The following is a 23,391-nucleotide window of genomic DNA, read 5'->3' on the forward strand; positions in this document are numbered from 1 at the left end:
CGTGACTGTGCCGTATGGAAACGAGGGGTGTGTAGTGGCTGGGAAGCTCGCCGTCATCGGTGCCGGACTCATGGGATCCGGAATCGCGCAGGTCTCCGCTCAGGCGGGTTGGGACGTCGTGCTCCGCGATGTCACCGAGGCCGCGCTGACCCGTGGCACGGACGGAATCAAGGCCTCCTACGACAAGTTCGTCTCCAAGGGCAAGATGACGGCCGAGGACGCCCAGGCGGCCCTCGCGCGCATCACCACCACCACGGACCTCGACGCGGTCGCCGACGTCGACATCGTGGTGGAGGCGGCCTTCGAGAAGATCGAGATCAAGCACGAGATCTTCCGCGCCCTGGACAAGATCGTCCGCGAGGACACGATCCTCGCCTCCAACACCTCCGCCATCCCGATCACGAAGATCGCGGCCGTGACGGAGCGTCCGGAGCGGGTCGTCGGCGCGCACTTCTTCTCGCCCGTCCCGATGATGCAGCTGTGCGAGCTCGTACGCGGCTACAAGACCAGCGACGAAACCCTCGCCACCACCCGGGCGTTCGCCGAGTCCGTCGGCAAGACCTGCATCGTCGTCAACCGCGACGTCGCCGGCTTCGTGACGACCCGTCTGATCTCCGCGCTGGTCGTCGAGGCCGCGAAGCTGTACGAATCGGGCGTCGCCTCCGCCGAGGACATCGACATCGCCTGCAAGCTCGGCTTCGGGCACGCGATGGGCCCGCTGGCCACCGCCGACCTCACGGGCGTCGACATCCTGCTGCACGCCACCAGCAACATCTACACCGAGTCCCAGGACGAGAAGTTCGCCCCGCCGGAGCTCATGCGGCGGATGGTGGACGCCGGGGACATCGGCCGCAAGAGCGGCCAGGGCTTCTACAAGCACTGAGGCCTGGCCCTGCCACGGAGCACCACCGTTCGAATGCCGTCACCCCCCAGGGTGAATTAGGTATCGGTTCGCTCACGGTCGGCAACTTCCCTGCCCGTGCGGCAGTCAGTTGCAGTGAGAGTTGCCGACCACGGACCAGTCGGACCATACGTACGCAGTACCGCCGGGAGTACACATGCACATCAGGGGCGACCACGCCGAACTCGCAGTCGGGGGCCGCCTCGACGTGCGCAGCGCGGCGGACGCCCGTACGGTCCTCCACTCCGCCCTCGACGACGGGCAGGGCGATCTCGTCCTCGACCTCACCGGGCTCGACTCCTGGGACGCGACCGGCCTCGGCGTGATCATGGGAGCGCACCGCCGGGCCGGCCGGACCGGCCGCCGCCTGGTCCTGCGCGGCGTGCCCCCGCAGATGCAGCGACTGCTCGTCGCGACCCGGCTGCACCGGATCCTCGCGATCGAGGGCGGCCTGGAAGCGGAGTCCCTGCCCCGCGTCTGACCGACAAGCCGCCGGCCTCCGGGTTCCCTGTGGAAACGTAACGGTCCGGTGGTGATCGCACCCCTGCGGTTTCCCGCACGCCCGGCCACGGTCTAGGGTTCGGGCGGAAACCGGACCGGTGGCGACAGCGGGTGCGCCACGGCCGGGAGGTACGACGGCGAGGCGCGCGGCCCGCGATCGGGGGACTGGGTCATGGACCGTACACAGGGGCGGACCGAGCAGCACGAGCAGCCCACGGGCGGCTCCGCACCCGCGGCGCCCACCGCGCCCGCGACACCCGGGACACCCGCGGCGGCCGGACCCGCGCGGGTCGTCAGCCTGACCGCGGGCGGGTTCGCCCTCACCGTCAACCCGGTCGACGGCAGCGAGATCGAACCGCTGCGCCCCGGCACCGAACCGGCCCTCCCCGCCAAGCGCGACGCGGCCGCCCGCGCGGCCCGCACCGCCGCCGCCCGGCCGCCCGTACTGCCGGGCCCCGCCGCCCTCGTCCGCCCTCTGCAGGCGCGCGAGGAGGAGCGGGAGCGCCTTGTCCGGCTGCTGGGCCGGGGCCGATCCGTACGGCTGACCGGACCCTCGGGATCCGGCCGCAGCGCCCTCCTCGACGCGGTCGCCGACCGGTGCGCGGGCCTGGCGCCCGACGGCGTCGTACGGCTCAGCGGATTCGGGCAGCAGCAGCCCGGGGAACTGCTCCACGCCCTCTACGCGACCGTGTACGAGGCCGAGCGGGAGCGCCCCGGCCGGATCGAGCTCCTGGCCCGCGTGCGGGAGATAGGCGCCGTCGTCCTCCTGGACGACCTGGAGATGGGCGGAACCGCCCTCGACGAACTGATGCGCGCCACCCCCGAATGCGCCTACCTGCTGGCCGCGACCCCCGACACCCGGGCCCCCTCCGACGACTCGCACATCGAGGAGGTCTTCCTCGGCGGACTCGGCAAGGCCGACTGCCTGGAACTGCTGGAAGCGGGCGTCGGACGGCCGCTGACGGACGAGGAATCCGCCTGGGCGGGGGACCTGCGCTTCGCCTCCGAGGGGCTGCCCCTGCGCTTCGTACAGGCCGCAGCGCTCTTGCGGCAGCGGGACGAGCTCAACCACAGCGACGAGGACGACGAGGAGGAGGAGCCCGGCGTCTTCGAGGAACGCCCCCGCGACGCCGTGCACGTGCCGCTGCCGACCCTCGCCGAAGGCGCAGCCCCCGCGGAGTTGCTCGCCTCGCGGGTCAGCGAGTCGGCGCGCGCGGCCCTGCGGATCGCGTGCGCGCTGGGCGGCGAGCTGCCGCACCACGCGCACCTGCCCGCGCTGGTGGGGGACACCCACGCCGACACGGCCGTGGCGGAGCTGCTGGCCTGCGGGCTGCTGACGCCCGTCGGGACCCGGTACCGGCTGGCCGCGGGCGTCGCCCGGCAGCTGGAGGAGGTCGGGTACGGGGACACCGCCTCGGAGGAGGCCCGTACGGCCGCCCGGCACTACGCCTGGTGGACCGGGCACGCCTCGGTGGTCCCGGAGCGGGTCGCGGCCGAGGCGGACGCGGTGCTCGCGGCGCTGGCCGGCGCGGACGTGGTCGCGGCGGTGCTGCTGGCGCGCACGGCGGCCCCGGCGTTCGCGGCCTCGCTGCACTGGGAGGCCTGGGAGCGGGTGCTGCGCTCGGGAGCGGAGGCGGCGCGCAAGGCCGGCGAGGTCGCCGAGCAGGCGTACTTCCACCACGAGCTCGGTGTGCTGGCCCTGTGCGAGGAGCGCCTGGACCGGGCGCGCGCCGAGCTGGAGACCTCGATCGGGCTGCGCGGCGCCCTGGCCGACAAGCGGGGCACCGTCGCGGGACGGCGGGCGCTGGCGCTGGTCGTCGACCGGGAGACGGCGGGGGCGGCCGTGTCACCCCCGCTGCGGCTGGAGGCACCGGCACCGGGCGCCCCGGCGGCGGCTCCGGAAGCCGTGACGGTGGCCACCCCGACCACCCCGACCACCCCGACCACCCCGGCCGAACGTGGCGCCGCCGCACCGCGGGTGGCTCCGTCCCCCTCGCCGGCTTCGTCCGCTTCGTCCACCGCGTCCGCCGCGGACTCCCGGGCGGCCTCCGAGGCGTCCACGACCCGGGTGCCCCCGGTGGCTCCGGCGGTCCCGGTCTCCGCCGAGGCGGTGACGCGGATGACCCCGGTCGTCCCGGTGACCGCCCGCTCGGAGACGCCCACCACCCTGTCCGAGGTCTTCGAGGACGCCTTCCCACTGGATCCGAAGCCCGCACCGCCCACCGCCCCCCGTCCCACCGCCGCACCCGCCCCGGCCCCCGGCCGTCGCCGGCTCGTGCTGCTGGCCGGCGCGGGCGCGCTGGCCGTGGTGGCGCTGGGCACCGTCGTCAGCCTGGCACTGAGCTCGTCGGACAGCGGACCGCCGGCGCAGGGACCGGCGGTGACCTCCACCCCCACCGTCACGGCGCCCGACCCGACCGTGGCCAACAGCGGGAACGATCCTGCACCGGAGCCGCCCGTGTCGGCCCCGCCGACCGCGACCCCGGAGCCCGGCCAGAGCGCCGCGCCGACCCCGGGCCGCAGCCCCGTCCGGACCCCGTCGCGCCGCCCGTCCTCGACGCCGCCGAACTCCGCGCCGCCGACGGCCGTTTCGCCCTCGCCGACCGGTGCCCAGCCCACGCCCACCGTGACGGAGACCGTCACGCCGTCGCCTTCGGCGACCACCACCCAGACGGGTACCACCACCCCGGCCGGCTCACCGGCCACCGGCGGGTGAACGACGACGGCTCCGTCCCGAGGGACGGAGCCGTGGTGCGGGGTGGAGCGGAGGATCAGAACAGGCGGAGCTTGTCGTCCTCGATGCCGCGCATCGCGTTGTAGTCCAGGACCACGCAGTCCATGCCGCGGTCCGTCGCCAGGACCTTCGCCTGCGGCTTGATCTCCTGGGCCGCGAAGACACCCCGGACCGGGGCCAGGTGCGGGTCGCGGTTGAGGAGTTCGAGGTAGCGCGTCAGCTGCTCGACACCGTCGATCTCACCGCGGCGCTTGATCTCCACGGCCACCGTCGCGCCCGACGCGTCCCGACACAGGATGTCCACCGGGCCGATCGCCGTCATGTACTCGCGCCGGATCAGCGTGTAGCCCTCGCCCAGCGTCTCGATGCGGTCCGCCAGGAGTTCCTGGAGGTGTGCCTCGACGCCGTCCTTGATGAGTCCCGGGTCGGTGCCCAGCTCGTGGGAGGAGTCGTGGAGGACTTCCTCCATGGTGATGATGAGCTTCTCGCCCGCCTTGTTGATGACCGTCCAGATGTTGGCCTCATCGCCGCTCCCCTCCTTGAGGGTGCACGGCGGCGACATCCAGTTGAGCGGTTTGTACGCTCGGTCGTCCGCGTGGATCGAGACACTGCCGTCAGCCTTCACGAGGATCAGACGGGGTGCCGAGGGCAGATGGGCGGTGAGCCGGCCCGCGTAGTCGACGGAGCAGCGGGCAATGACGAGACGCATGGTCGGCAACGCTACTCGACGAGAAGGCCTTCACGCGATTCGCCCCTGAAAGCCCCGTTCGCCGATGGCGCGTTGTATGCGCATTCTCCTGGTGCGTCACCGATGGGACGCCTACCGTGGTGAGCGGGAGGTTGTCGAGCGTGCACTCTGCGTCGCGACCTCCTTCCCTGCCCGTAAGACTCCGGCAACCCGAACAGCCGGGGTCGCGAGAGGAGAACCCATGTCGCTCGACGTCTCACCGGCCCTACTCGAACAGGCCGAGCGAGGCGAGGTCGACGAAGCCGCTTTCGTCGACTGCGTCCGGACCTCCCTGCCCTTCGCGTGGGAGATGATCAGCTCGTTGGTGGCTCAGCTGAAGGTGGACGGCGGACAGTTCGCCGACAACCAGACGCCGCCGCCGGACGAGCAGGCGCGAGGGCAGCTGCTGCGCGCCCTCGCGAGTGACGCGATACGCGGTGCGCTGCAGCGGCACTTCGGAGTGCGCCTGGCATTCCAGAACTGTCACCGGGTGGCGGTCTTCCCGCTGGATCCCTCGGTCGACGACCGGCTGGCCAAGTTCACTTCGATCCGCGGTCAGCTGCTCAACCAGTCGCCCGAGCTGCGGGACTGCTAGGCACACACGGCCGTGTCCTGGCCGCCTCTTTCGGATCATGTCCGGGCCCTCCGGCGTGATCCGAAAGAAACGGCCCAGGTAGGACCGGCGGATCTCAGCCGAGACGGGGAAGGACCTCGGCGCCGAGTCGTCGTACGTTCTCCTCCGTCGCGGCGAGATCTCCGGAGCCCTCCGTCAGGAGGGCGAAGCGCGTGATGCCCGTCCGTGCCGACGTGGCCGCCAGCCGGTCCGCCGCCACCTCCGGGGTGCCCACCGGGTGCAGGTCGCAGAGCAGTTCCGTGTAGGCGACCGGATCCCGCATCGCGCGCACCCGGCCGTCCACCGTCACATGCGCGTCGAGACCCTGCCTGAGCCAGCCCGGCATCGCCTTCAGCAGGGTCTCGCGCGCGTCCGCCGTACGGTCGGCGATCTGGCACACCCCGGCCGAGACGTGTCCCGCGTCCTCCACGCGTTCGCGCGGGTGGCCCGCAGCCAGCGCCGTGCTGCGCCACAGCGCGACCATCTCGGCCTTGCTCTCGTCCCCGCAGTGCATCCCGAGGAGCATCGGCAGCCCCCGCTCCGCGGCCATCCGGACCGAGGCCGCCGAGGTGCAGGCCACGATGACCTCGGGCCCCGCCGTGTCCCCGTCCAGGGCCTCCGAGGGGCGCGGTACGACGGCCACCTCGCGGAATTCGTACCGCTCGCCGAAGGCCCCGACCCGGGCCTCCGTCAGCCAGCGCCGCAGCAGGTCCAAGGCCTCCGGGAAGCCGTTCTCGTAACTGTCCAGGCCGCCCCCGAAGACCTCCAGGTCCACCCATGGCCCGCCGCGGCCCACCCCGAGGGTGAACCTGCCGCCCGAGGTCACGTGCAGCAGGGCCGCCTGTTCCCCGAGCGCCACCGGGTGCGTGCTCGGCAGCACGCTCACCGCGGTGCCCACCCGCAGCCGCCGGGTCCGGCCCAGCAGCAGGGCCGCCAGGGTCACCGCCGAGGGGCAGACCCCGTACGGGACGAAGTGGTGCTCGGCGAGCCACACCGAGTCGAGTCCGGCCTCCTCGGCCACCTCGGCGGTCCGCACCGCCCGGTGCAGTGCCTCTCCCTGTCCCTGGCCCGGGAACTGGGCCGCCAGTACAAACGCTCCTACGCGCATCGCCTTCATCCTCCTCGCGGCTGACGCGGCCTCCCCCAGGTGGACCGGTTCTTCCTATGGCAACAACGTCTGACACGTGCCAAAGGCACGGGCTGACAGGAAAGTTATTGGGATTGTCGGGCCATTCCTCTTCGCGCGACCGCCTTCATCGGCAACCCTGCGGGTACCCGGCCTCGCTGCGCGTAGTCTGGAAGAAAGTCACTGCCGTCCGCCCATCCGTGAGGTATACGTGTCACCGCGCAACAACCGCCCCAGGGGCGGCGAGACCCCGGACGAACGCCCCAGCACCGGCCTCGACCGTTACGGGCTGGAGCGCACGGAGGAGTACCAGGGGGAGGACTGGAAGGTCCGGCACGTCGCGGGCGCGAGCGCGGCGGGCAAGCGCTACCGCTGCCCCGGCTGCGACCAGGAGATCCCCTCCGGTACCCCGCACCTGGTGGCCTGGCCCGAGTACGGCGGCGTGGACGACCGCCGGCACTGGCACAAGGCCTGCTGGAACGCGAAGGACCGCCGCACCTCGAAGGTGCAGCGGTCCCGTAACGCTCCCCGGTACTGACCGGTCCGAGGCCGATCCGCAGGGGACGGCCTACACGTCCCGGCGGCCGACGATCACGTACGAGGCGATCACCGCGCCGCCGGTGACCAGCACGATGAGCATCAGCTGCGAGACGGTGCTCGGCTCCGGGCCCACGTCGCCGCCCTGCGGCAGACCGAACAGCGTCATCAGTGCCACCGGCACGTTGTGGCGCAGGATGAGCTCGCCGGCGGACGCGACGGCCTCCCACATGCTGAGCATGGCCCCGATCACCGGCGGCAGCGTGACCAGGCCCAGCATCACGGCGATCGCCCCGGCCGAGTGCCGCACCAGCGCGCCGATCGCGAGCGCCAGCACGCCGAGCAGGGTGACGTAGCCGCAGCCGAGCAGCGCTCCGAACCATTCACCGGCCGCGTGCGGGCCGGACGCGGTGCCGCCGCGCATGACCGCCGCGGTGACCCCGACCACGAACACCGACAGCGCGGTGACGGCGAAGGCCACCATGCTGAAGACGAGGTACTTGGCGGTGAGCACCCGGTACCGGTCCGGGGCGGCGGTGAAGGTGGTCCGCACGAGCCCGGTGCCGTGCTCCGAGCTGATGGTCAGCACCCCGAGGACGATCACCGCGAGCTGGCCGACCAGCAGGCCGATGAGCGCGGGCGTGGTGAAGTTGATCTGCGTGTAGTCCACGTCCGTGGTCTGCGAGACGACGGTCAGACCGACGCCGACCACGGTCAGCACGAGCGCAGCCAGCGTCCACAGGGTGGAGCGGAGCGAGACCAGCTTGGTCCACTCCGAGGCCATGGCGTGCCCCAGGTGCGGCCGCGGCGTGGCGAGGGAGGAGCTGTAGCTCCCGGACTGCTCCGCCGTCGTGGTCGTCGGGGTCATCGGGTGTCCTCGGGGGTGCGCGGGGTGGTGTTCCTGGTGGTGCTCGCGAGCTCGCCCGGCTTGCCGGGCATCAGGAAGGGCTGCCCGCCCGCCCCGGGCGGCGGGGGAGCGTAGAAGCCGGTCTGCGGGACCTCGGGATCCGTCTCCGCCTCCGCCTCGTCCTCCCAGGCCGGGAGGGAGAGCGGCTCCGGCTCCCACAGCTCGGCCCGCGGGTCGTCGGTGGAGGTGTACTCGACGGTGGACTGGGTCATCCGCATGTACGCCTCCTCCAGCGAGGCCCGGTGCGGTGACAGCTCCCACAGCCGTACGCCCGCCTCGTGCGCGAGGTCGGAGATGCGCGGCAGCTCCAGCCCGGTCACACGCAGTGCTCCGTCGGGCTCCTGGAGGACCCGCCCGCCCGCTTTGGTGAGGGCCTTACCCAGCGTGTCCCAGCCATCTGGATCGGTGTCGGCCGTCCGCACCCGAGCGAATCCGGCCGAGTTGTGCGCGATGAACTCCTGGGTTCCCATGTCGGCCAGCAGCCGCCCCCGACCGATCACGATCAGGTGGTCGGCGGTCAGCGCCATCTCGCTCATCAGGTGCGAGGAGACGAAGACGGTGCGGCCCTCGGAGGCGAGCCGGCGCATGAGGTTGCGGACCCAGAGGATGCCCTCGGGGTCGAGCCCGTTGACCGGCTCGTCGAACAGGAGCACCTGCGGGTCGCCGAGCAGCGCGGTGGCGATGCCGAGCCGCTGGCCCATACCGAGCGAGAAGCCCTTCGTACGCTGCCGGGCGGCGTCCTGGAGGCCGACCACGGCCAGCACCTCGTCCACCCGCTTCTCCGGGATCCCGGAGAGCTGGGCGATGGAGAGCAGGTGGGCGCGGGCCCGGCGGCCGCCGTGCACGGCCTTCGCGTCGAGCAGGGCCCCGACGTGCCGCTGGGCGTTCGGCAGCTCCCGGAAGGGTTGGCCGTTGATCGTGACATGACCGGACGTGGGCCGGTCCAGACCGACGATCATGCGCATGGTGGTGGACTTCCCGGAGCCGTTGGGCCCCAGGAAGCCGGTGACGTGACCCGGCTTGACCTGGAAGGACAGCTGGTCGACGGCGGTCTTGGCGCCGAAGCGCTTGGTCAGGCCGACTGCCTCGATCATCTTGCTGCCCCTTACCAGGCCGGGACGACTTTCGCCCGCGTAAGGGTTAAGAGGATAACGAGGTTCCTGCGGTTCCGTCCCGGGCCGGATCCCTGAGCTGCCCCTGAGTCCGACCCGGGGATCACCCGTAGTACGCGGGCGTGAGGTCAGGCGTCCCTCTTGCGGAGGATGGCGTAGCCCCCGAGTACCGCGGCCAGCGTCCACAGAACCATGATCCCGAAGCCGCCCCACGGACCGTAGGGGGTCTCGGGGGCGTCGAACGCGTTGGGAACGACCTGCATGATCCTTCCACCGGCGTTGCTCGGCAGGTACTGGCCGACCGTCCGGGTCGCGTCGAAACCGACGAGCAGGTTCGAGACGATCAGGAAGAACGGGACCAGGACGCTGATCGCGGCGACCGAACTGCGCAGCATGGCCGCCACCCCCATGCAGAAGAGGGCGAGCAGCGCCAGGTACAGTCCGGCGCCGGTCACGGCGCGCAGCACGTGCTCCTCGCCGATCCCGATGCCGAGATCACCGAGCAGCGCCTGGGTGAGGAAGAACGACACGAAACTGGTCAGCAGTCCCACGACCAGGGCCAGCGCCGTCGCCACCGCCATCTTGCCGAGCAGGAAGTGCTCCCGGCGGGGTACGGCGGCCAGCGAGGTGCGGATCATGCCCGTGCTGTATTCGGTGCTCACGACCAGCACACCGAAGACGATCATGGCCAGCTGTCCGAGCTGCATCGAACCGAGGCTCATCGCCGTGGGGTCGAAGGTGGCCCGCTGGGCCGCCGGTAGGCCGTCCGGGTCGAACGTGGCGCTGAACAGCGCGGCGAACCCGACGGTGACGAGGAAGACGAGGGCGAGGGTCCAGCTGGTGGAGGCGACCGTGCGGATCTTGGTCCACTCGGACTGCAGGACGGCGGTGAAGGCCATGGTCACTCACCGGCCTTGCGGGTCGCCTCGAAGCCGGCGCCCCAGGCGGGGACGTCGGCCGGCCGGGCCGGGTTGTCGGCGGCCATGCCCGGTGCGTGGGCGTGGTACTCGACGGAGTCCGCCGTCATCCGCATGAACGCTTCCTCCAGTGACGCCCGTTGCGGGCTGAGTTCGTGCAACACGATCTGGTGCTGGGCGGCCAGCTCGCCGAGCTGCTCCGCACCGGCGCCGTCGATCTCCAGGGTTCCGGTGGCGGGAACGCTCACCGCGTTGATCCCGGCCTCGTGCAGGAGGTCCTTCAACCGCTCCTGCTGCGGCGAGCGCAGCCGTACGTAGCTGCGCGAGTTCTGCTGGATGAAATCGGCCATCGGCAGGTCGGCCAGCAGCTTTCCCTGCCCGATGACGACCAAATGGTCCGCGGTCAGCGCCATTTCGCTCATCAGGTGGGAGGAGACGAAGATCGTCCTTCCCTCCGCAGCCAGGCCCTTCATCAGATTGCGGATCCAGAGAATTCCCTCGGGGTCCAGGCCGTTGACCGGCTCGTCGAACATCAGGATTTCCGGATCGCCCAACAATGCAGAGGCGATTCCCAGCCGTTGGCTCATTCCGAGCGAAAATCCTTTGGACTTCTTCTTCGCCACGGCCGTCAGGCCGACCAGGTCCAGCACCTCGTCCACCCGTTGCCGCGGGATCCGGTTCGACTGCGCCAGACAGAGAAGGTTGTTGTACGCACTTCGGCCACCGTGCATGGCCTTCGCGTCCAGCAGCGCCCCGACGTGCTTCAGTGGCTCCGACAGGTCCCGATAGTGCTTCCCGTACACCCGCACCGTGCCGCTGGTCGGGTTGTCGAGGTCGAGCATCATGCGCATCGTCGTCGACTTGCCTGCGCCGTTCGGGCCCAGGAAGCCGGTCACCACCCCCGGTCGGATCTGGAAGCTGAGGTGGTCCACGGCAGTGGTCGTGCCGAATCGTTTGGTAAGGCCCTCAAGCTCGATCATGCGGACACGCTAGAACGCCCGAGGGCCCTACGCCACCTCAAAAGGGTGACATAGGGCCCTCGATCGGGCGCACGACGGGTGCCGCGTGCTACCCGCCGGTAATCAGCGGCTCTGCTGAGCCGGGACGCCGCGGGTGACGGGCTCGTCGTCCACGATCGGGTTGGCCGCCGCGACGGCCGCACCGGTGAGGGTCGCCAGCATCTCGCGGACGTTGGTCAGCTGCGCGTTGATCGAGTCGCGGCGGTTGGTGAGCGCCGCCAGCTCGCGCTCGGACTCGCTGCGGATGCGGTCCGCCTTGGCGTTGGCGTCGGCCACGATGTCCTCGGCCTGGCGCTGCGCGGTCTCCACGGTCTGACGGGCCCGGCGCTCCGCGTCCGTACGCAGCTTCTCGGCCTCCAGGCGCAGCTGCTCGGCGCGGTGCTCGATCTCCGCGAGACGCTTCTCGGCCTTGGCCTGACGGGAGGCGAGGTCGCGCTCGGACTGCTCGCGGCGCTTGGCCAGGTTGGTCTCGAAGTCCGCGGCGGCCTGGGCGGCCTTGGCGCGGGTCTCCTCGAAGAGGGCGTCGGCCTCCTCGCGCTTGGAGGCCGCGTCCTTCTGGGCCTCGGCGCGCAGGGTCGAAGCGTCGCCCTTGGCCTTCTCGACGATGCGGACGCCCTCGTCCTCCGCCTTCGACTTGCGGTCGGCGGCGAACGACTCGGCGTCGTTGCGCACCTGCTGGGCGGCCGACTCGGCGAGCTCACGGTGCTGCTCGGCCGCGCGACGGGCCTCCTCGCGCAGGTCCTTCGCCTCCTCCTCGGCCAGCCGCAGGATCTTCTCGACCCGGGCGCCGAGGCCGGCGTACGACGGCTCGGCGTCGGTCACCTGGGCCTGGGCGTTCTGCGTCTCGAGGTGCAACTCCTCGATCCGCTTTTCCAGAGAGTTGATACGTCCAAGGGCGCTGTCGCGGTCGGAGACCAGCTTGGTAATGCGGTCGTCCACCTGACCACGGTCGTAACCACGCCGCACGAGCTCGAAGCCGAAGGGGGAGGAAGTGTCGCTCATGGGGTTCCTGTCGAATGAGACCGATGAGGTGCTACGTGAGGTGTTAGGGGAATCCTAGGCGCCCAGACGGCGTGTCATCGAGTCAATCCGCGTTTGATCTGGACAATGACACCCCTTTTGAGTGGCAAGACAGCAGAACGCTTGTCACCCGTTCGCCTGAACCTTCATCAGGTGCACACACCCCGGAGCATTTGGCTACCCCTCCGACGACTTGCCACCCGAACGAGTGGAGCCTGCGGAGACCCCGGCCTTGGCACTCCCCGCGCCCTGGCCGCCCACCGTGGGCTTTCCGCCACCCGAAGGCGCCTCGAATGATTCCAACGCCTCAAGCACGTCCTGGACACGGGAGATCTCCCCCTGAATGTCCTGCCGCCTGCGGACGAGGACCTCCAGCTCACGGCGGCCCTCCTCGACGAGGCGCTCGGCCTCCGCCTTGGCCTCCGCCAGGGCGCTCTCGGCCTCCCGGGCCAGCTCCGCCTTCTTCTGCTCGGCCTCCTTGAGCAGCGCCTCCGCCTTGCGGACCGCGGCGATGCGCACCTTGCTCGCCTCGCTGCTCGCGTCCGACACGAGTTCCTTGGCCTTCGCCTCGGCCTCGACGCTCTGCTCCGTCGCCGCGCGCACCAGCTTGTCCACGCGCTCGCCGGCCGACTTCATCTGCTCGGCCGACTCCCGGCGGGCCCGCTCGTGCAGCTCCTCGACCTCGCCCTCGACACGGCCGCGCAGCTCCTCCGCCCGTTCTCTTATGGCAGCGGCGTCCGTGCGCGCGCCGACCAGCAGCTCGTCCGCGTCCGTACGGGCCTTCTCCACCATGGAGTTGCCCTCGACGGTGGCCTCCGAGGTGATCCGCACGGCCTCCTTGCGGGCCGCGTCGACCATCGCGTCGGCCTGCTCCTCGGCCGCCGTGGTGGCGGCGAGGGCCTGCTTCTGCGCATCGGCCGTGAGCTTCTCGGCCTCCGCCGAGGCCTCGGTGATGAGCCGGTCGACCTGCTCCGCGGCCTCGCTACGGCGCTTGTTGGCCGCCTCGCGCGCCTCGTCCAGCAGCCGCTCGGACTCGGTACGGGCCTCGGCACGGGTGCGCTCCGCCGCGGCCGCGGCCTGCGCCTTGACCCGCTCGGCCTCCGACCGGGTGCGGGTCGCGTGCTCCTGTGCCGAGGACAGCGCCTCCGACGCTTCGGCGCGCAGCCGCTCCGCCTCGCCGGCCGCCTCGCCGACGGTGCGCTCGTTGTCCTTGCGGGTCTGCTCGGTGAGCTTCTCCGTCTCGGACACGGCCTCCGTGACGAGCCGGTCCGCCTGCTCGGCCGCCTCGGTGCGCAGCCGGTTCGCCTCGGCGCGCGCCTCGTCCAGCGTCTGCTCGGCGTCGCGCTCGGCGCCCGCCAGCGTCTCGTTCGCCGCGACCGTGACCCGGTCCGCCTCGGCGGTGGCCTCGCCGATGATCCGGCCACCCTCCGCGCGGGCGTCGTCCAGCACCGCGGCCGCCTCGGCGCGCACCCGGTCGGCCTCCGCCGCCGCCTCGGCGACGGTGGCCTCGTTGGCCACACGGGTCTCGTCGATCAGGCGGTCGCCCTCGGCACGCGAGTCGACCATGATCCGCGCGGCGTCGCGCTCGGCGCCGGCCAGCGTCTCGGCCGCCTGCGTCTTGAGCCGGTTCGCCGCGGTGGTGAGCCGCTCGGCCTCCACCGACGCCTCGCCCACGGTGGCCGCGTTCGCGGCGCGGGTCTCCTCGGTGAGCCGGTCGGCCTCCGCGGAGGCCTCGGTGATGAGCCGGTCGATCTGCTCCGCTGCCTCGGTCCGCAGCCGGTTGCCCTCGGCCCGTGCCTCGTCCAGGATGCCCGCGGCCTCGATACGACTGGCCTCGGCGATCTCGGCCGCCTCGGTGGTGATCCGCTCGGCCTCGGCCGTCGCCTCGTCGACCGTGGCCGCGTTCGCCGCCAGGGTCTCCTCGGTGAGCCGCTCGGCCTCCGCCGTCGCCTCGGCCGTGATCCGGGCGCCCTCGGCGCGCGCGGCCTCCAGGGACTCCGCCGCCTCGCCGCGGATCCGGTTCGCGTCGTCCCGGGCGTCCGCCCGGGTCCGGGCCGCGTCCCGCTCGGAGGCGGCCAGCGCGTCCGTGGCCTCCGTACGCACCCGCTGCGCGTACTCGGCGGTGTCGCCACGCAGCTGCTCGGCCTCGGCGATGGCCTCGGCGACCGTGCGCTCCGCCAGCGCCTTCGCCGCGTCCGTCTCGGACCGCGCCTCGCTACGGACCCGGTTGGCGTCCTCGGTGGCCCGCTCCCGTTCCGCGTAGGCGTCGGCGCGGACCCGGCCGGCCTCTTCCTCGGCCTCCGACCTCGTACGCTCCGCCGCGTGCTCGGCGGCGTTGCGCAGCCCGGTGATCTCCTCCTCGGCCTGCTCGTGCAGCCCGGCCACGGAATCCCGTACCTGCTGGGCGGTGGCCTCCGCCGCCGACACGACCTCCGACGCGCGCCGCTCGGCCTCCTCGGTCAGCCAGACCGCCTCGGCCTGTGCCTCCTCGGAGCGCTTGCGGGCCTGAGCCAGCAGTTCCTCGCTCTGCTCGCGCGCCTGGGCCCGCTCGCTGTCCGCGTCGGTCCGCGCCGACGCCAGGGTCTCCTCGGCCTCCCGGCGACGCCGGGCGGCCTCCTCCTGCGCGGCGGCCAGCGCCTCCGCGGCCTCCGCGGCGACCCGCTCGGCCGCGGCCTTGGCCTCGGCGCGCAGCCGGTCCGCGGTCTCCTGGGCCTCGGAGCGCACCCGCTCCGCCTCGGCCTCGGCCTCACCGCGCAGCCGCACGGCGGACTGCTCGGCCTCGGCGCGCACCCGGCCGGCGTCCTGCGCCGCCTCGGTGCGCAGCTGGTCGGCCTCGGTCTCCGCCTGCGTCTGCAGGGTGCGGATCCGCTCCGCCGACTCGGCGCGCAGCCGGTCGTTCTCCTCCGTGGTCTCCCGGCGGATGTTCTCCGCCGTGCCGCGGGCTTCCCGCAGCGTCTGCTCGGCCGTCGTCAGCCGGGTCTCGGCCTCCGTGTGCAGCCGTACGAGCTCCTCGTCGGCCTTCGCGCGCTTGGCGGCCAGTGCTTGCTCGGTCTCCTGGCGCCGGGCGACCGCCGCGGCGTCGGCCTCGGCGCGTACGCCCTCGGCCTGCTCCTCGGCCTCGGCGCGCAGCCGTTCGGCCTCCGCGCGGGTCCGTTCCAGGGTCTCCTCGGCCTGCTTGCGCAGCGTGCCGGCCCGCTCGACGGCCTCGGCGCGCACCCGCTCGCTCTCGGCGGTCGCGCCGCCGCGCAGCTCGTCCGCGTCCGACTTGGCCTTGCCGAGCAGCTCCTCGGCGGTCCGGGCCGCCTCCTCGATCTGCTGGACGGCCTCGCGGCGGGCCTCGCCGCGGATCCGCTCGCCCTCGGCGACGGCCTCGGCGCGCAGCTGCTCGGCCTCGCCGCGCAGCCGTCGGGCCTCCGACTGGAGCTCGACCGTGCGGGCCCGGTACTCCTCGGTGTCGTCCTTCGCGGCGCCCTTGAGCTCGTCGGCCGTGGTCGCCGCCTGCAGGCGCAGCCGGTCGGCCTCGGCCTCCGCCTCGCGACGGATCCGCTCGGCCTCCTCGGACGCGGCCCGGGTGGTGGCCCGGGCGTCCTCCGAGGCCTTGTTCAGTACGTCCTCGGCCGTGCGGGCGGCCTTCGCCAGCTGGGCCGCCATGTCCTCGGCCGCCGCCGTACGGGCGCTCTCGCCGGCCTCGGCGCGCAGCCGCTCGGCCTCGGTGCGGGCGTCGGCCAGGGCCTGTTCGGCCTCCACCTTGAGGGCTTCGGCCTCCTTGGTGGCCTCGCCGACCAGCCGGGCGACCTGCTCCTTGGCGGTGCGGGTGCGCTGCTCGTTGACGGATTCCGCCGACGTCAGCTGCCGGGTGGCGCTCTCCTTCGCCTCGGCGAGGAGCTTCTCCGCCTCGGCGCGGGCCTCGCGCAGCGCGGAGTCGGCCTCCTGCACCCGGGATTCGGCCAGCCGGCCCAGGTCCAGGGTCTGCTGACGGGTGTGCTCGGCCTCGGCGCTCGTGGTGGAGCGCAGCCGCTCCGCGTGCTCGCTGGCCTCCTGGGCCTGCGAGGAGGCGGCGGTCAGCAGCCGCTCGGCCTCCTTGCGGGCACGCAGCAGGGTGGCCTCGGCCTCCCCGCGGGCGGCCTCGGCGTCCGCGGCCATCCGGCGCCGGGTCTCCTCGGCGACCCGGGCGGCCTCGGCGCGGGCGGCGTTCAGGGACTGCTCGGCCTCGGCGCGGGACTCCTCCATGAGCCGGCGAGCCTGGGCCTCGGTACGGGCCCGCAACTGCTCGGCCCAGGCCACGTTCTCGTTGACGTGGGCCTCGACGGTCTGGCGCCGCTCGCCCAGCTCCTGATCCAGGCGCTGACGGCGGTTGACGGCCTCGGCGTGCAGCTCGGCCTGCAGGCGCGCCTGGTGCTCGGCGTGCTCCTGGAGGATGCGCTGGGTCTGGGCCCGGGCGTCACGAAGCTCGCGCTCGGCGTCCGAACGCATCTGGTCGGCCTGGATCTGGGCATTACGGAGCAGCTGCTCCGCCTGGTATCCCATGTCCGCGCCGTCGTAGGCGGGGCGGGACGCCAGCGCGCGTCGTACCTCGTGAAGCTTGGCGCGCAGCACCTCGACCTGGTATCCCAAGTCTTCAGCGTGCTGGACGGCCTTCCCGCGCTCCTTCTTCAGCCGCTCCATCTCGGCCTCGAAGCGCGAGAGATGGTCGGCCTCGGCCTGATGGCTCTCCTGGCTTTCGTAGCCCCGCACAGCGCGGTCCCATCCGTCCCCTGGTCGCAAGCTCACTCCCAATGAGCATCGCTCGCCCGCTGAACGACGCCCCCGGGGGAATGGTGTCAGATACCGGGGCAGGGATCACAGGCCCCGACCCCGTCTCCGCACCGAACCCCGGCCGAGCCATGGCCACTCTACCGGCCGGGGAATCGGGCCATCAGTGGTCCGTCAGTGCTCGGGGTTCGAGGTGACCAGTTCGGTGAGAACGCCGTGGCAGTCCTTGGGGTGCAGGAAGGTGATGGAGGACCCCATGGATCCCGTGCGGGGCTGGTCGTAGAGGACGCGGACGCCCTTGCCGCGGATGGCCTCGGAGTCCCCCTGGACGTCCTCGGTGCCGAAGGCGATGTGGTGGACGCCCTCGCCGTTCTTGGCCAGCCATTTGCCGACGGCGGAGTCCTCGCGGGTGGGCTCCAGGAGCTGGAGGTAGGAGGCGCCGCCGTCGGACGTCTCGTTGATCTTCAACATGGCCTCGCGGACACCCTGCTCCTCGTTGACCTCGGAGTGGAACACCTCGAAGCCGTACGTGGCACGGTAGAACTCGACAGTCTTGTCCAGGTCGAAGCAGGCGATCCCGATGTGGTCGATTCTTGTCAGCATGGTGACAGTGCACCGCCGAAGGGGGTCGTCACGCAACGTGCGCGCGATCACACCGGCACCCGGGTGACCGCTGAGGTACCGCCCAGTACATTCACGTAAACCCTCGTTCACTCCTCATCCAAGGGGCTGTGCCTCATGTCCGGATCGAACAACACCACTTCTGTGATCGTCGCCGGGGCCCGCACGCCCATGGGACGGCTGCTCGGCTCGCTGAAGTCCTTCTCGGGTGCCGACCTCGGCGGCTTCGCCATCAAGTCCGCGCTGGACCGGGCCGGGATCTCCGGCGACCAGGTGCAGTACGTGATCATGGGCCAGGTGCTGCAGGCCGGCGCGGGCCAGATCCCCGCCCGCCAGGCCGCCGTCAAGGCCGGCATCCCGATGAACGTGCCCGCCCTGACCATCAACAAGGTGTGTCTCTCGGGTCTGGACGCGATCGCGCTGGCCGACCAGCTGATCCGCGCCGGTGAGTTCGACATCGTGGTCGCGGGCGGTCAGGAGTCCATGACCAACGCCCCGCACCTGCTGCCCAAGACCCGCGAGGGCTACAAGTACGGCGCCGTCGAGATGCTGGACGCGATGGCCTACGACGGTCTCACCGACGCCTTCGAGAACATCGCGATGGGCGAGTCCACCGAGAAGCACAACACCCGCCTGGGCATCGAGCGCGCCCCGCAGGACGAGTTCGCCGCCGCCTCGCACCAGCGGGCCGCGGCCGCGCAGAAGAACGGCGTCTTCGAGGCCGAGATCGTCCCCGTGGAGATCCCGCAGCGCAAGGGCGACCCGGTGATCTTCTCGACCGACGAGGGCATCCGTCCCGAGACCACCGTGGAGTCCCTCGGCAAGCTGCGTCCGGCCTTCGCCAAGGACGGCACGATCACCGCCGGTACCTCCTCGCAGATCAGCGACGGCGCCGCCGCCGTGGTCGTGATGAGCAAGGCGAAGGCCGAGGAGCTCGGCCTGGAGTGGATCGCCGAGATCGGCGCCCACGGCAACGTGGCCGGTCCCGACAACTCGCTCCAGTCGCAGCCGTCGAACGCGATCCTGCACGCCCTGAAGAAGGAGGGCCTGGAGGTCTCCGACCTGGACCTCATCGAGATCAACGAGGCCTTCGCCGCGGTCGCCGTGCAGTCAATGAAGGACCTCGGCGTGACCCCGGAAAAGGTGAACGTCAACGGTGGCGCCATCGCCCTGGGGCACCCGATCGGCATGTCCGGCGCCCGTGTGGTGCTGCACCTGGCGCTGGAGCTGAAGCGCCGTGGCGGCGGCGTCGGCGCGGCCGCGCTGTGCGGTGGCGGCGGCCAGGGCGACGCGCTGATCGTCCGCGTCGCCAAGTAGGCGGAGCCGGGCCGCCGGGTCCCCGACGCGGGCGCCCCGGCGGCCCTCTTCCCCGGGCCTGGCGGACGCCCCCTTCCCGGGCCCGGTGGCCCTCCGACATCCCGTACGAGAACCGAGGAGCGCAGCACGTATGACGGCGGTGGACGTCCCCCAGCTGGTGGCCCAGGCCCGTGAGGGCCGACCGAGAGCGGTGGCCCGGCTGATCTCGCTGGTCGAGGGCGCGTCCCCGCAGCTGCGCGAGGTGATGGCCGCGCTGGCGCCGCTGACGGGCGGGGCGTACGTGGTGGGGCTGACGGGGTCGCCGGGCGTCGGCAAGTCGACCTCGACCTCGGCGCTCGTCTCCGCGTACCGCAAGGCCGGCAAGCGGGTCGGCGTCCTGGCCGTGGACCCGTCCTCGCCCTTCTCGGGCGGGGCGCTGCTCGGCGACCGGGTGCGGATGTCGGACCACGCCTCGGACCCGGGGGTCTACATCCGCTCCATGGCCACCCGCGGCCACCTGGGCGGCCTCGCCTGGGCCGCCCCGCAGGCGATCCGGGTGCTGGACGCGGCCGGCTGCGAGGTGATCCTGGTCGAGACGGTCGGGGTCGGGCAGTCGGAGGTGGAGATCGCCTCGCAGGCCGACACCTCGGTGGTGCTGCTGGCCCCCGGGATGGGCGACGGGATCCAGGCCGCGAAGGCGGGCATCCTGGAGATCGGCGACGTCTACGTGGTCAACAAGGCGGACCGGGACGGCGCGGACGCCACGGCCCGGGAGCTGAACCACATGCTGGGCCTGGGCGAGGCTCGGGGCCGGGACGACTGGCGGCCGCCGATCGTCAAGACGGTCGCGGCTCGCGGCCAGGGCATCGACGAGCTGGTCGAGGCACTGGAGAAGCACCGGGCGTGGATGGACGAGCGCGGCGTGCTGGCCCAGCGGCGGGCCGGCCGGGCGGCTCGGGAGGTCGAGACGATCGCCGTGACCGCGCTGCGGGCGCGGATGGCGGACGTGCACGGTGACGCGCACCTGGACGCGTTGGCCGCCCGGGTGGCCGTGGGCGAGCTGGACCCTTACGCGGCGGCGGACGCGCTGCTGGAGACGCTGACGGAGGGCTGAGGCCCCGCCGGGACCCATGGCTCGGCGGGGAGCGCGTGCGGCGCTCCCCGCCGGTGGCCGGGGGTCAGGAGTTGTCGTCGGAGTCCGAGTCGGAGTCGGAGTCGGTCTGTGCGGTGACCTTGCCGGTTGTCGGGTCCACCGACGCGTCCCAGGTCTTGCCGTCGGAGCCTCTGACCTCGACGTGCCAGTACGGGGTCTTGCCGCTGTCGTCGTCGGAGTCCCACTCGACGGTCCACGTCGTGCCCGGGTGGGCGGCCACGGCGGCCTTGGCGGCCTGCGCGGCAGTGATCTTGGCCGCGAGCAGGCCCTTGTGTTCGCCCGGGTTCTCGTCCTTGTCCACGTTCTCCCGGGAGACCTTGCCCGTGGCGGCGTCGACCTCCAGCTCGGCGTGGCCCTTGCCGTCCTTGGTGATCACGTCCACGTGCCAGATGTTGCCGTCCCTGTCGAGGGACTCGACCACGCCCGGATAGTCCTTGAGGGCGGCGGCGATGGCCTGCTCGGCCGAGACGTCGGCTCGGGCGGCGGCGGACGCGGGGGCGGTTCTCGCCGAGTCGGCGGACGCCGTGGCGGCGGTCGCCAAGGGAGCCGCGGTCAGCAGGACCACGGACGCGGCGGCTGAGACGAACACGTTGCGCTTCATAGGCTGGACCTCCTCAGGCCGGCCCGACGGGCAAGGGCCGGCAGCGAGCGTTCCCAGCCATTGTCGGGCCGACGGCCGTCCGGGGCGCGGCGAGCCCGTGAGGCCCGCGGTTCCCGGACGGCCCAGGCCTCAGACCTTGCCGCGGTTGTCGCGCAGGTGCTCCGCGACCGGGGTCAGCGAGGAGCGCAGCGCCGCCAGGGCCTCCGGCGGCAGCAGGTCGATGAAGTGCCGGCGGACGGACGCCACGTGGTGCGGGGCGACCCGACGCATCGTCTCCATGCCCTCGTCCGTGAGCACCGCGTACAGGCCGCGGCGGTCGGACTCGCAGTTCACCCGGCGGACCAGGCCGGCCGTCTCCATGCGCGTGATCTGGTGCGACAGTCGGCTCTTGGACTGCAGCGTGGCGGTCGCGAGATCGCTCATCCGCAGCCGGTGGTCCGGCGACTCCGAGAGGTTCACGAGGATCTCGTAGTCGTTGTTGGTGAGTCCGAAGGGCTGGAGATCCTTTTCCAGCTGGTGCATCAGCAGCCTGCTGACGTCCAGGTGGGTGCGCCAGGCGCACTGCTCGGCATCGGTCAGCCAGCGGGTGCCCCCGGACGGACTCTGGGGGAGGGGGGCCGTGTCGGTCTCCATGGTCTCCATGAATGAACTCTACCTAAAAAGTTGAATTACGTACAAAAATCCGAGGTCCGAGGATCACAGTCCGAGGCGGCGCTGGAGATCACCCAGCTGTCCCGGCATCCGCGGCACACCCAGCTGCCCCATCGGACCCTGACCGGCCCCCGGAACGCCCTGCGCGTTGCCCGTGGCCGCCCCGGCGCCGACCGCGCCGATCGCCTGCTCCGCCATCAGCATCTCCGACGACTGCAGCAGCACCGTCCCCGCGCCGACGAACTCGAACTGGTGCTCCTCGCCCGAGCTGCCCCCGATGCCGGTCAGCGAGCGCAGCCCGCCCATCACGCCCGTCATGTAGCCGTGGTCGTAGTGGTGGCACGGCGAAGGGCAGTCGGCCCAGCCCACCAGCGCCTGCGGGTCCACGCGCAGCGGCGGCTCCATGAACACCACCGGTCCGTTGGACGCCGCCACGAACTTCCCGGTTCCGATCAGCGTCAGGAAGCCCGGGACGATCGACTGCTTGAGGGCGAGCGAGGGCTGGTACGCGAGCAGGTTGCCCGACCGGATCGTCAGGTTGCCGTTGTCCAGGTCGTACGAGTTCACGTCGAAGGCCCGGTCGGCCAGCAGCATCTTGCCCGAGCCCTCGGCGACCACCCAGTCACTGGCGTGCAGCGGCGAGTGGAAGCTGGTGCGCAGCAGCCGGTCGAAGCGGCCGTTGCCGATGCCGTTGAACTCGATGTGCCCGTAGTACGAGATCATCTTGCCCTTCTGCAGGAACCACTGGCTCCCCTTGAGCTCCACGCAGAAGGTGTACGCGTTCACGTTGTCGTCGGAGGGCAGCGTGTACGGGTCGTAAACCGTCGGGCCGCCCGGTCCGCCGGTCACAGGGCCAAAGTTCACAGCTTCTCCTCGGAGGCCTGTACGTACACCGCGCCCTGACCGGACAGCTCCAGCTGGAACGCCTCGCCCGAGCCGCGCCCCACCATGTCCCGCCAGCCGAGGGCGGTGGAGAGCTTGTTGCGCACGTCACCGTGGTGGGCGACGTACGCCTGCGGGTCCACGTGGATCGGGCGCTGCGGGGTGATCGGCAGCTCGATGACCCCGCCGTGGGCCATCACGGCGACGGAGCCGTGGCCCTTGAGGGTGGTGGTGAAGAGGCCCTGGCCGGTCACCTGGCCGCGGACCATGCCCATGACCCCGCCCTGGGAGCCCATGAACATCGTGCCCTGCTGGAGGGTGCCGTCGAAGGCGAGCAGCCGGTCCGCCTCGACGTAGAGGGTCTCGCCGGTCAGGTTGATCACCTGGATGTGGTGGCCGCCGTGGCCGAACATCACGGTGCCGCTGCCCTCGACCGCCATCAGCGGGGTCTGCTCGTTCGCCACCCGGCGTCCGATCATGCCCATGACCCCGCCCTGACCGCCCGTCAGGCTCGGGGTGAAGGAGACCTCGCCGCGGTACGCGAGCATGGCGCCGCGCTGGCTGAACATCTTCTGACCCGGGATCACCTGGGCCTCGACCATCTTCGAGTTGATCTCGCGGAACGGCATCAGATGTCGCCCCCGACGGTGTTGCGCTCGCTGGGCTGCACGTAGACCAGGCCCTCGCCCTCGAAGCGGATCTGGAACGCCTCGCCGGAGCCCTCGCCGATGAGTGTGCGGAAGTTCACACCGGACTGGAAGGACTGCTGGAGGTTGCCCGTGTGCGCGATGTACGCGCCGGGGTCGACGGACAGCGGGTACTGGGCGCTCACGCGCAGCACCACGGCCGGCCCGTCGGACATGATCGCGGCCTGGCCCGAGCCCTCGACGGTCGTGGTGAAGAGGCCGTTGCCGGTCGTCGCGCCGCGCAGGCCGGTGAAGGTGGTGCCGGTCCGCAGACCGGCGTCGGTGCACAGCAGGTTGCTGGACTCGACGTAGAGCTTCTCACCGCGCAGGGAGACCAGGTTGATCTCGCTCGCGCGGTCGGCGAAGAAGCAGGTGCCGTGCCCCTGCACTTCCATCACTGTCATCTGTTCGCCGGTCAGCCGGCGGGTCACCATGCCGCGGAGGCCTTCGCCGCCGCCGGTCATCTTCTTGAAGGCCATCTGCCCGTCGTACGCGACCATGGAGCCGTTCTTCGCTTTCACGGCATCCCCGGTCAGGTCGACGGCCAGCACCTTGCTGCCTTGGAGTCGGAACTGAGCCACGGGAAGACGTTATCGGCACCGGGCGACCCCGAACAGGGCCCTGTGGACGATATA

The 23,391-nt window shown here is 71.8% G+C and carries 21 protein-coding genes; 7 read left to right on the top strand and 14 right to left on the bottom strand.

Annotated features, from left to right (window positions below):
- Positions 1–34: 34 nt before the first annotated feature.
- The 3 genes from OG624_RS27550 (at position 35) to OG624_RS27560 (ending at position 4,118) form a co-directional block, all read left to right on the top strand.
- The gene (locus OG624_RS27550; RefSeq protein ID WP_033218858.1) at positions 35–883 is read left to right on the top strand and encodes a 3-hydroxyacyl-CoA dehydrogenase family protein; all 849 of its coding nucleotides are present in this window, start codon (positions 35–37) and stop codon (positions 881–883) included.
- Between the two features lie 175 nt (positions 884–1,058).
- Entirely contained in the window at positions 1,059–1,382 is a 324-nt protein-coding gene (locus OG624_RS27555; protein ID WP_030720869.1) for an STAS domain-containing protein, read from the top strand.
- Positions 1,383–1,574: 192 nt separating this feature from the next.
- Entirely contained in the window at positions 1,575–4,118 is a 2,544-nt protein-coding gene (locus OG624_RS27560) for a hypothetical protein (protein WP_063734062.1), read from the top strand.
- A gap of 55 nt (positions 4,119–4,173) precedes the next feature.
- Here OG624_RS27560 and nucS read toward each other — a convergent pair whose 3' ends face one another.
- Entirely contained in the window at positions 4,174–4,845 is a 672-nt protein-coding gene (nucS, locus tag OG624_RS27565) for an endonuclease NucS (RefSeq protein WP_030764075.1), read from the bottom strand.
- 220 nt (positions 4,846–5,065) lie between these two features.
- Here nucS and OG624_RS27570 point away from each other — a divergent pair, with 220 nt between their 5' ends.
- Complete coding sequence (locus tag OG624_RS27570) at positions 5,066–5,458, top strand: SCO5389 family protein (protein ID WP_030037139.1); 393 nt, start codon at positions 5,066–5,068, stop codon at positions 5,456–5,458.
- A 94-nt stretch (positions 5,459–5,552) separates the two neighbouring features.
- Here the strand turns inward: OG624_RS27570 and OG624_RS27575 are convergent, their stop codons facing one another.
- Positions 5,553–6,584 (bottom strand): LLM class flavin-dependent oxidoreductase, encoded by a 1,032-nt coding sequence (locus OG624_RS27575; protein ID WP_033219118.1) that lies wholly within the window; start codon positions 6,582–6,584, stop codon positions 5,553–5,555.
- Between the two features lie 229 nt (positions 6,585–6,813).
- Between OG624_RS27575 and OG624_RS27580 the strand changes: the two genes are divergently transcribed.
- Entirely contained in the window at positions 6,814–7,140 is a 327-nt protein-coding gene (locus OG624_RS27580; protein WP_030009607.1) for a hypothetical protein, read from the top strand.
- 30 nt (positions 7,141–7,170) lie between these two features.
- On the opposite strand, the gene OG624_RS27585 is transcribed toward OG624_RS27580, so the two are convergent.
- The 7 genes from OG624_RS27585 to mce form a co-directional block, all read right to left on the bottom strand.
- On the bottom strand, positions 7,171–8,007 hold the full coding sequence (locus OG624_RS27585) for an ABC transporter permease (protein WP_033218862.1): 837 nt from the start codon (positions 8,005–8,007) through the stop codon (positions 7,171–7,173).
- Positions 8,004–9,140: an ABC transporter ATP-binding protein gene (locus OG624_RS27590; protein WP_033218864.1), complete on the bottom strand. Its 1,137-nt coding sequence runs from the start codon at positions 9,138–9,140 to the stop codon at positions 8,004–8,006. The genes OG624_RS27585 and OG624_RS27590 overlap by 4 nt, the downstream gene beginning before the upstream one ends.
- 146 nt (positions 9,141–9,286) lie before the next feature.
- Positions 9,287–10,057: an ABC transporter permease gene (locus OG624_RS27595; protein ID WP_033218866.1), complete on the bottom strand. Its 771-nt coding sequence runs from the start codon at positions 10,055–10,057 to the stop codon at positions 9,287–9,289.
- A 2-nt stretch (positions 10,058–10,059) separates the two neighbouring features.
- Positions 10,060–11,055, bottom strand: coding sequence for an ABC transporter ATP-binding protein (locus OG624_RS27600; protein WP_033218868.1), 996 nt, complete (start codon positions 11,053–11,055; stop codon positions 10,060–10,062).
- A gap of 102 nt (positions 11,056–11,157) precedes the next feature.
- Positions 11,158–12,096: a cellulose-binding protein gene (locus OG624_RS27605; protein WP_033218870.1), complete on the bottom strand. Its 939-nt coding sequence runs from the start codon at positions 12,094–12,096 to the stop codon at positions 11,158–11,160.
- A gap of 195 nt (positions 12,097–12,291) precedes the next feature.
- Complete coding sequence (gene scy / locus OG624_RS27610; RefSeq protein WP_033218872.1) at positions 12,292–16,848, bottom strand: polarized growth protein Scy; 4,557 nt, start codon at positions 16,846–16,848, stop codon at positions 12,292–12,294.
- Between the two features lie 192 nt (positions 16,849–17,040).
- Positions 17,041–17,469 carry a methylmalonyl-CoA epimerase gene (gene mce / locus OG624_RS27615; RefSeq protein WP_008738238.1) on the bottom strand — a complete coding sequence of 143 codons (429 nt, stop codon included), beginning with the start codon at positions 17,467–17,469 and terminating at the stop codon, positions 17,041–17,043.
- A gap of 135 nt (positions 17,470–17,604) precedes the next feature.
- Between mce and OG624_RS27620 the strand changes: the two genes are divergently transcribed.
- Complete coding sequence (locus OG624_RS27620) at positions 17,605–18,804, top strand: acetyl-CoA C-acetyltransferase (protein WP_033218877.1); 1,200 nt, start codon at positions 17,605–17,607, stop codon at positions 18,802–18,804.
- 130 nt (positions 18,805–18,934) lie between these two features.
- The gene (gene meaB, locus OG624_RS27625) at positions 18,935–19,897 is read left to right on the top strand and encodes a methylmalonyl Co-A mutase-associated GTPase MeaB (RefSeq protein ID WP_033218878.1); all 963 of its coding nucleotides are present in this window, start codon (positions 18,935–18,937) and stop codon (positions 19,895–19,897) included.
- Positions 19,898–19,961: 64 nt separating this feature from the next.
- On the opposite strand, the gene OG624_RS27630 is transcribed toward meaB, so the two are convergent.
- From OG624_RS27630 to OG624_RS27650, 5 genes are all read right to left on the bottom strand, one after another.
- On the bottom strand, positions 19,962–20,537 hold the full coding sequence (locus tag OG624_RS27630) for a PepSY domain-containing protein (RefSeq protein WP_051763112.1): 576 nt from the start codon (positions 20,535–20,537) through the stop codon (positions 19,962–19,964).
- A 129-nt stretch (positions 20,538–20,666) separates the two neighbouring features.
- Positions 20,667–21,170 carry a MarR family winged helix-turn-helix transcriptional regulator gene (locus OG624_RS27635; RefSeq protein WP_033219122.1) on the bottom strand — a complete coding sequence of 168 codons (504 nt, stop codon included), beginning with the start codon at positions 21,168–21,170 and terminating at the stop codon, positions 20,667–20,669.
- Positions 21,171–21,233: 63 nt separating this feature from the next.
- A complete protein-coding gene (locus tag OG624_RS27640; RefSeq protein WP_033218880.1) occupies positions 21,234–22,037 on the bottom strand; it encodes an AIM24 family protein in 804 nt (267 codons plus the stop codon).
- An 11-nt stretch (positions 22,038–22,048) separates the two neighbouring features.
- A complete protein-coding gene (locus tag OG624_RS27645; protein WP_030720825.1) occupies positions 22,049–22,699 on the bottom strand; it encodes an AIM24 family protein in 651 nt (216 codons plus the stop codon).
- Positions 22,699–23,337, bottom strand: coding sequence for an AIM24 family protein (locus OG624_RS27650; RefSeq protein ID WP_033218882.1), 639 nt, complete (start codon positions 23,335–23,337; stop codon positions 22,699–22,701). The genes OG624_RS27645 and OG624_RS27650 overlap by 1 nt, the downstream gene beginning before the upstream one ends.
- Between the last annotated feature and the right edge of the window lie 54 nt (positions 23,338–23,391).

Origin of the sequence: Streptomyces virginiae, from assembly GCF_041432505.1 — a bacterium.
GTDB classification, from domain to species: domain Bacteria; phylum Actinomycetota; class Actinomycetes; order Streptomycetales; family Streptomycetaceae; genus Streptomyces; species Streptomyces virginiae_A.

Excerpts from the sequence above, each read along its gene's own strand:
- nucS (WP_030764075.1), bottom strand. The coding sequence starts at position 4,845 with ATGCGTCTCGTCATTGCCCGCTGCTCCGTCGACTACGCGGGCCGGCTC.
- mce (WP_008738238.1), bottom strand. The coding sequence starts at position 17,469 with ATGCTGACAAGAATCGACCACATCGGGATCGCCTGCTTCGACCTGGAC.
- OG624_RS27555 (WP_030720869.1), top strand. The coding sequence starts at position 1,059 with ATGCACATCAGGGGCGACCACGCCGAACTCGCAGTCGGGGGCCGCCTC.
- OG624_RS27620 (WP_033218877.1), top strand. The coding sequence starts at position 17,605 with ATGTCCGGATCGAACAACACCACTTCTGTGATCGTCGCCGGGGCCCGC.
- OG624_RS27595 (WP_033218866.1), bottom strand. The coding sequence starts at position 10,057 with ATGGCCTTCACCGCCGTCCTGCAGTCCGAGTGGACCAAGATCCGCACG.
- OG624_RS27600 (WP_033218868.1), bottom strand. The coding sequence starts at position 11,055 with ATGATCGAGCTTGAGGGCCTTACCAAACGATTCGGCACGACCACTGCC.
- OG624_RS27585 (WP_033218862.1), bottom strand. The coding sequence starts at position 8,007 with ATGACCCCGACGACCACGACGGCGGAGCAGTCCGGGAGCTACAGCTCC.
- OG624_RS27570 (WP_030037139.1), top strand. The coding sequence starts at position 5,066 with ATGTCGCTCGACGTCTCACCGGCCCTACTCGAACAGGCCGAGCGAGGC.
- meaB (WP_033218878.1), top strand. The coding sequence starts at position 18,935 with ATGACGGCGGTGGACGTCCCCCAGCTGGTGGCCCAGGCCCGTGAGGGC.
- OG624_RS27645 (WP_030720825.1), bottom strand. The coding sequence starts at position 22,699 with ATGCCGTTCCGCGAGATCAACTCGAAGATGGTCGAGGCCCAGGTGATC.
- OG624_RS27630 (WP_051763112.1), bottom strand. The coding sequence starts at position 20,537 with ATGAAGCGCAACGTGTTCGTCTCAGCCGCCGCGTCCGTGGTCCTGCTG.
- OG624_RS27590 (WP_033218864.1), bottom strand. The coding sequence starts at position 9,140 with ATGATCGAGGCAGTCGGCCTGACCAAGCGCTTCGGCGCCAAGACCGCC.
- OG624_RS27575 (WP_033219118.1), bottom strand. The coding sequence starts at position 6,584 with ATGCGCGTAGGAGCGTTTGTACTGGCGGCCCAGTTCCCGGGCCAGGGA.
- OG624_RS27635 (WP_033219122.1), bottom strand. The coding sequence starts at position 21,170 with ATGGAGACCGACACGGCCCCCCTCCCCCAGAGTCCGTCCGGGGGCACC.
- OG624_RS27560 (WP_063734062.1), top strand. The coding sequence starts at position 1,575 with ATGGACCGTACACAGGGGCGGACCGAGCAGCACGAGCAGCCCACGGGC.
- OG624_RS27605 (WP_033218870.1), bottom strand. The coding sequence starts at position 12,096 with ATGAGCGACACTTCCTCCCCCTTCGGCTTCGAGCTCGTGCGGCGTGGT.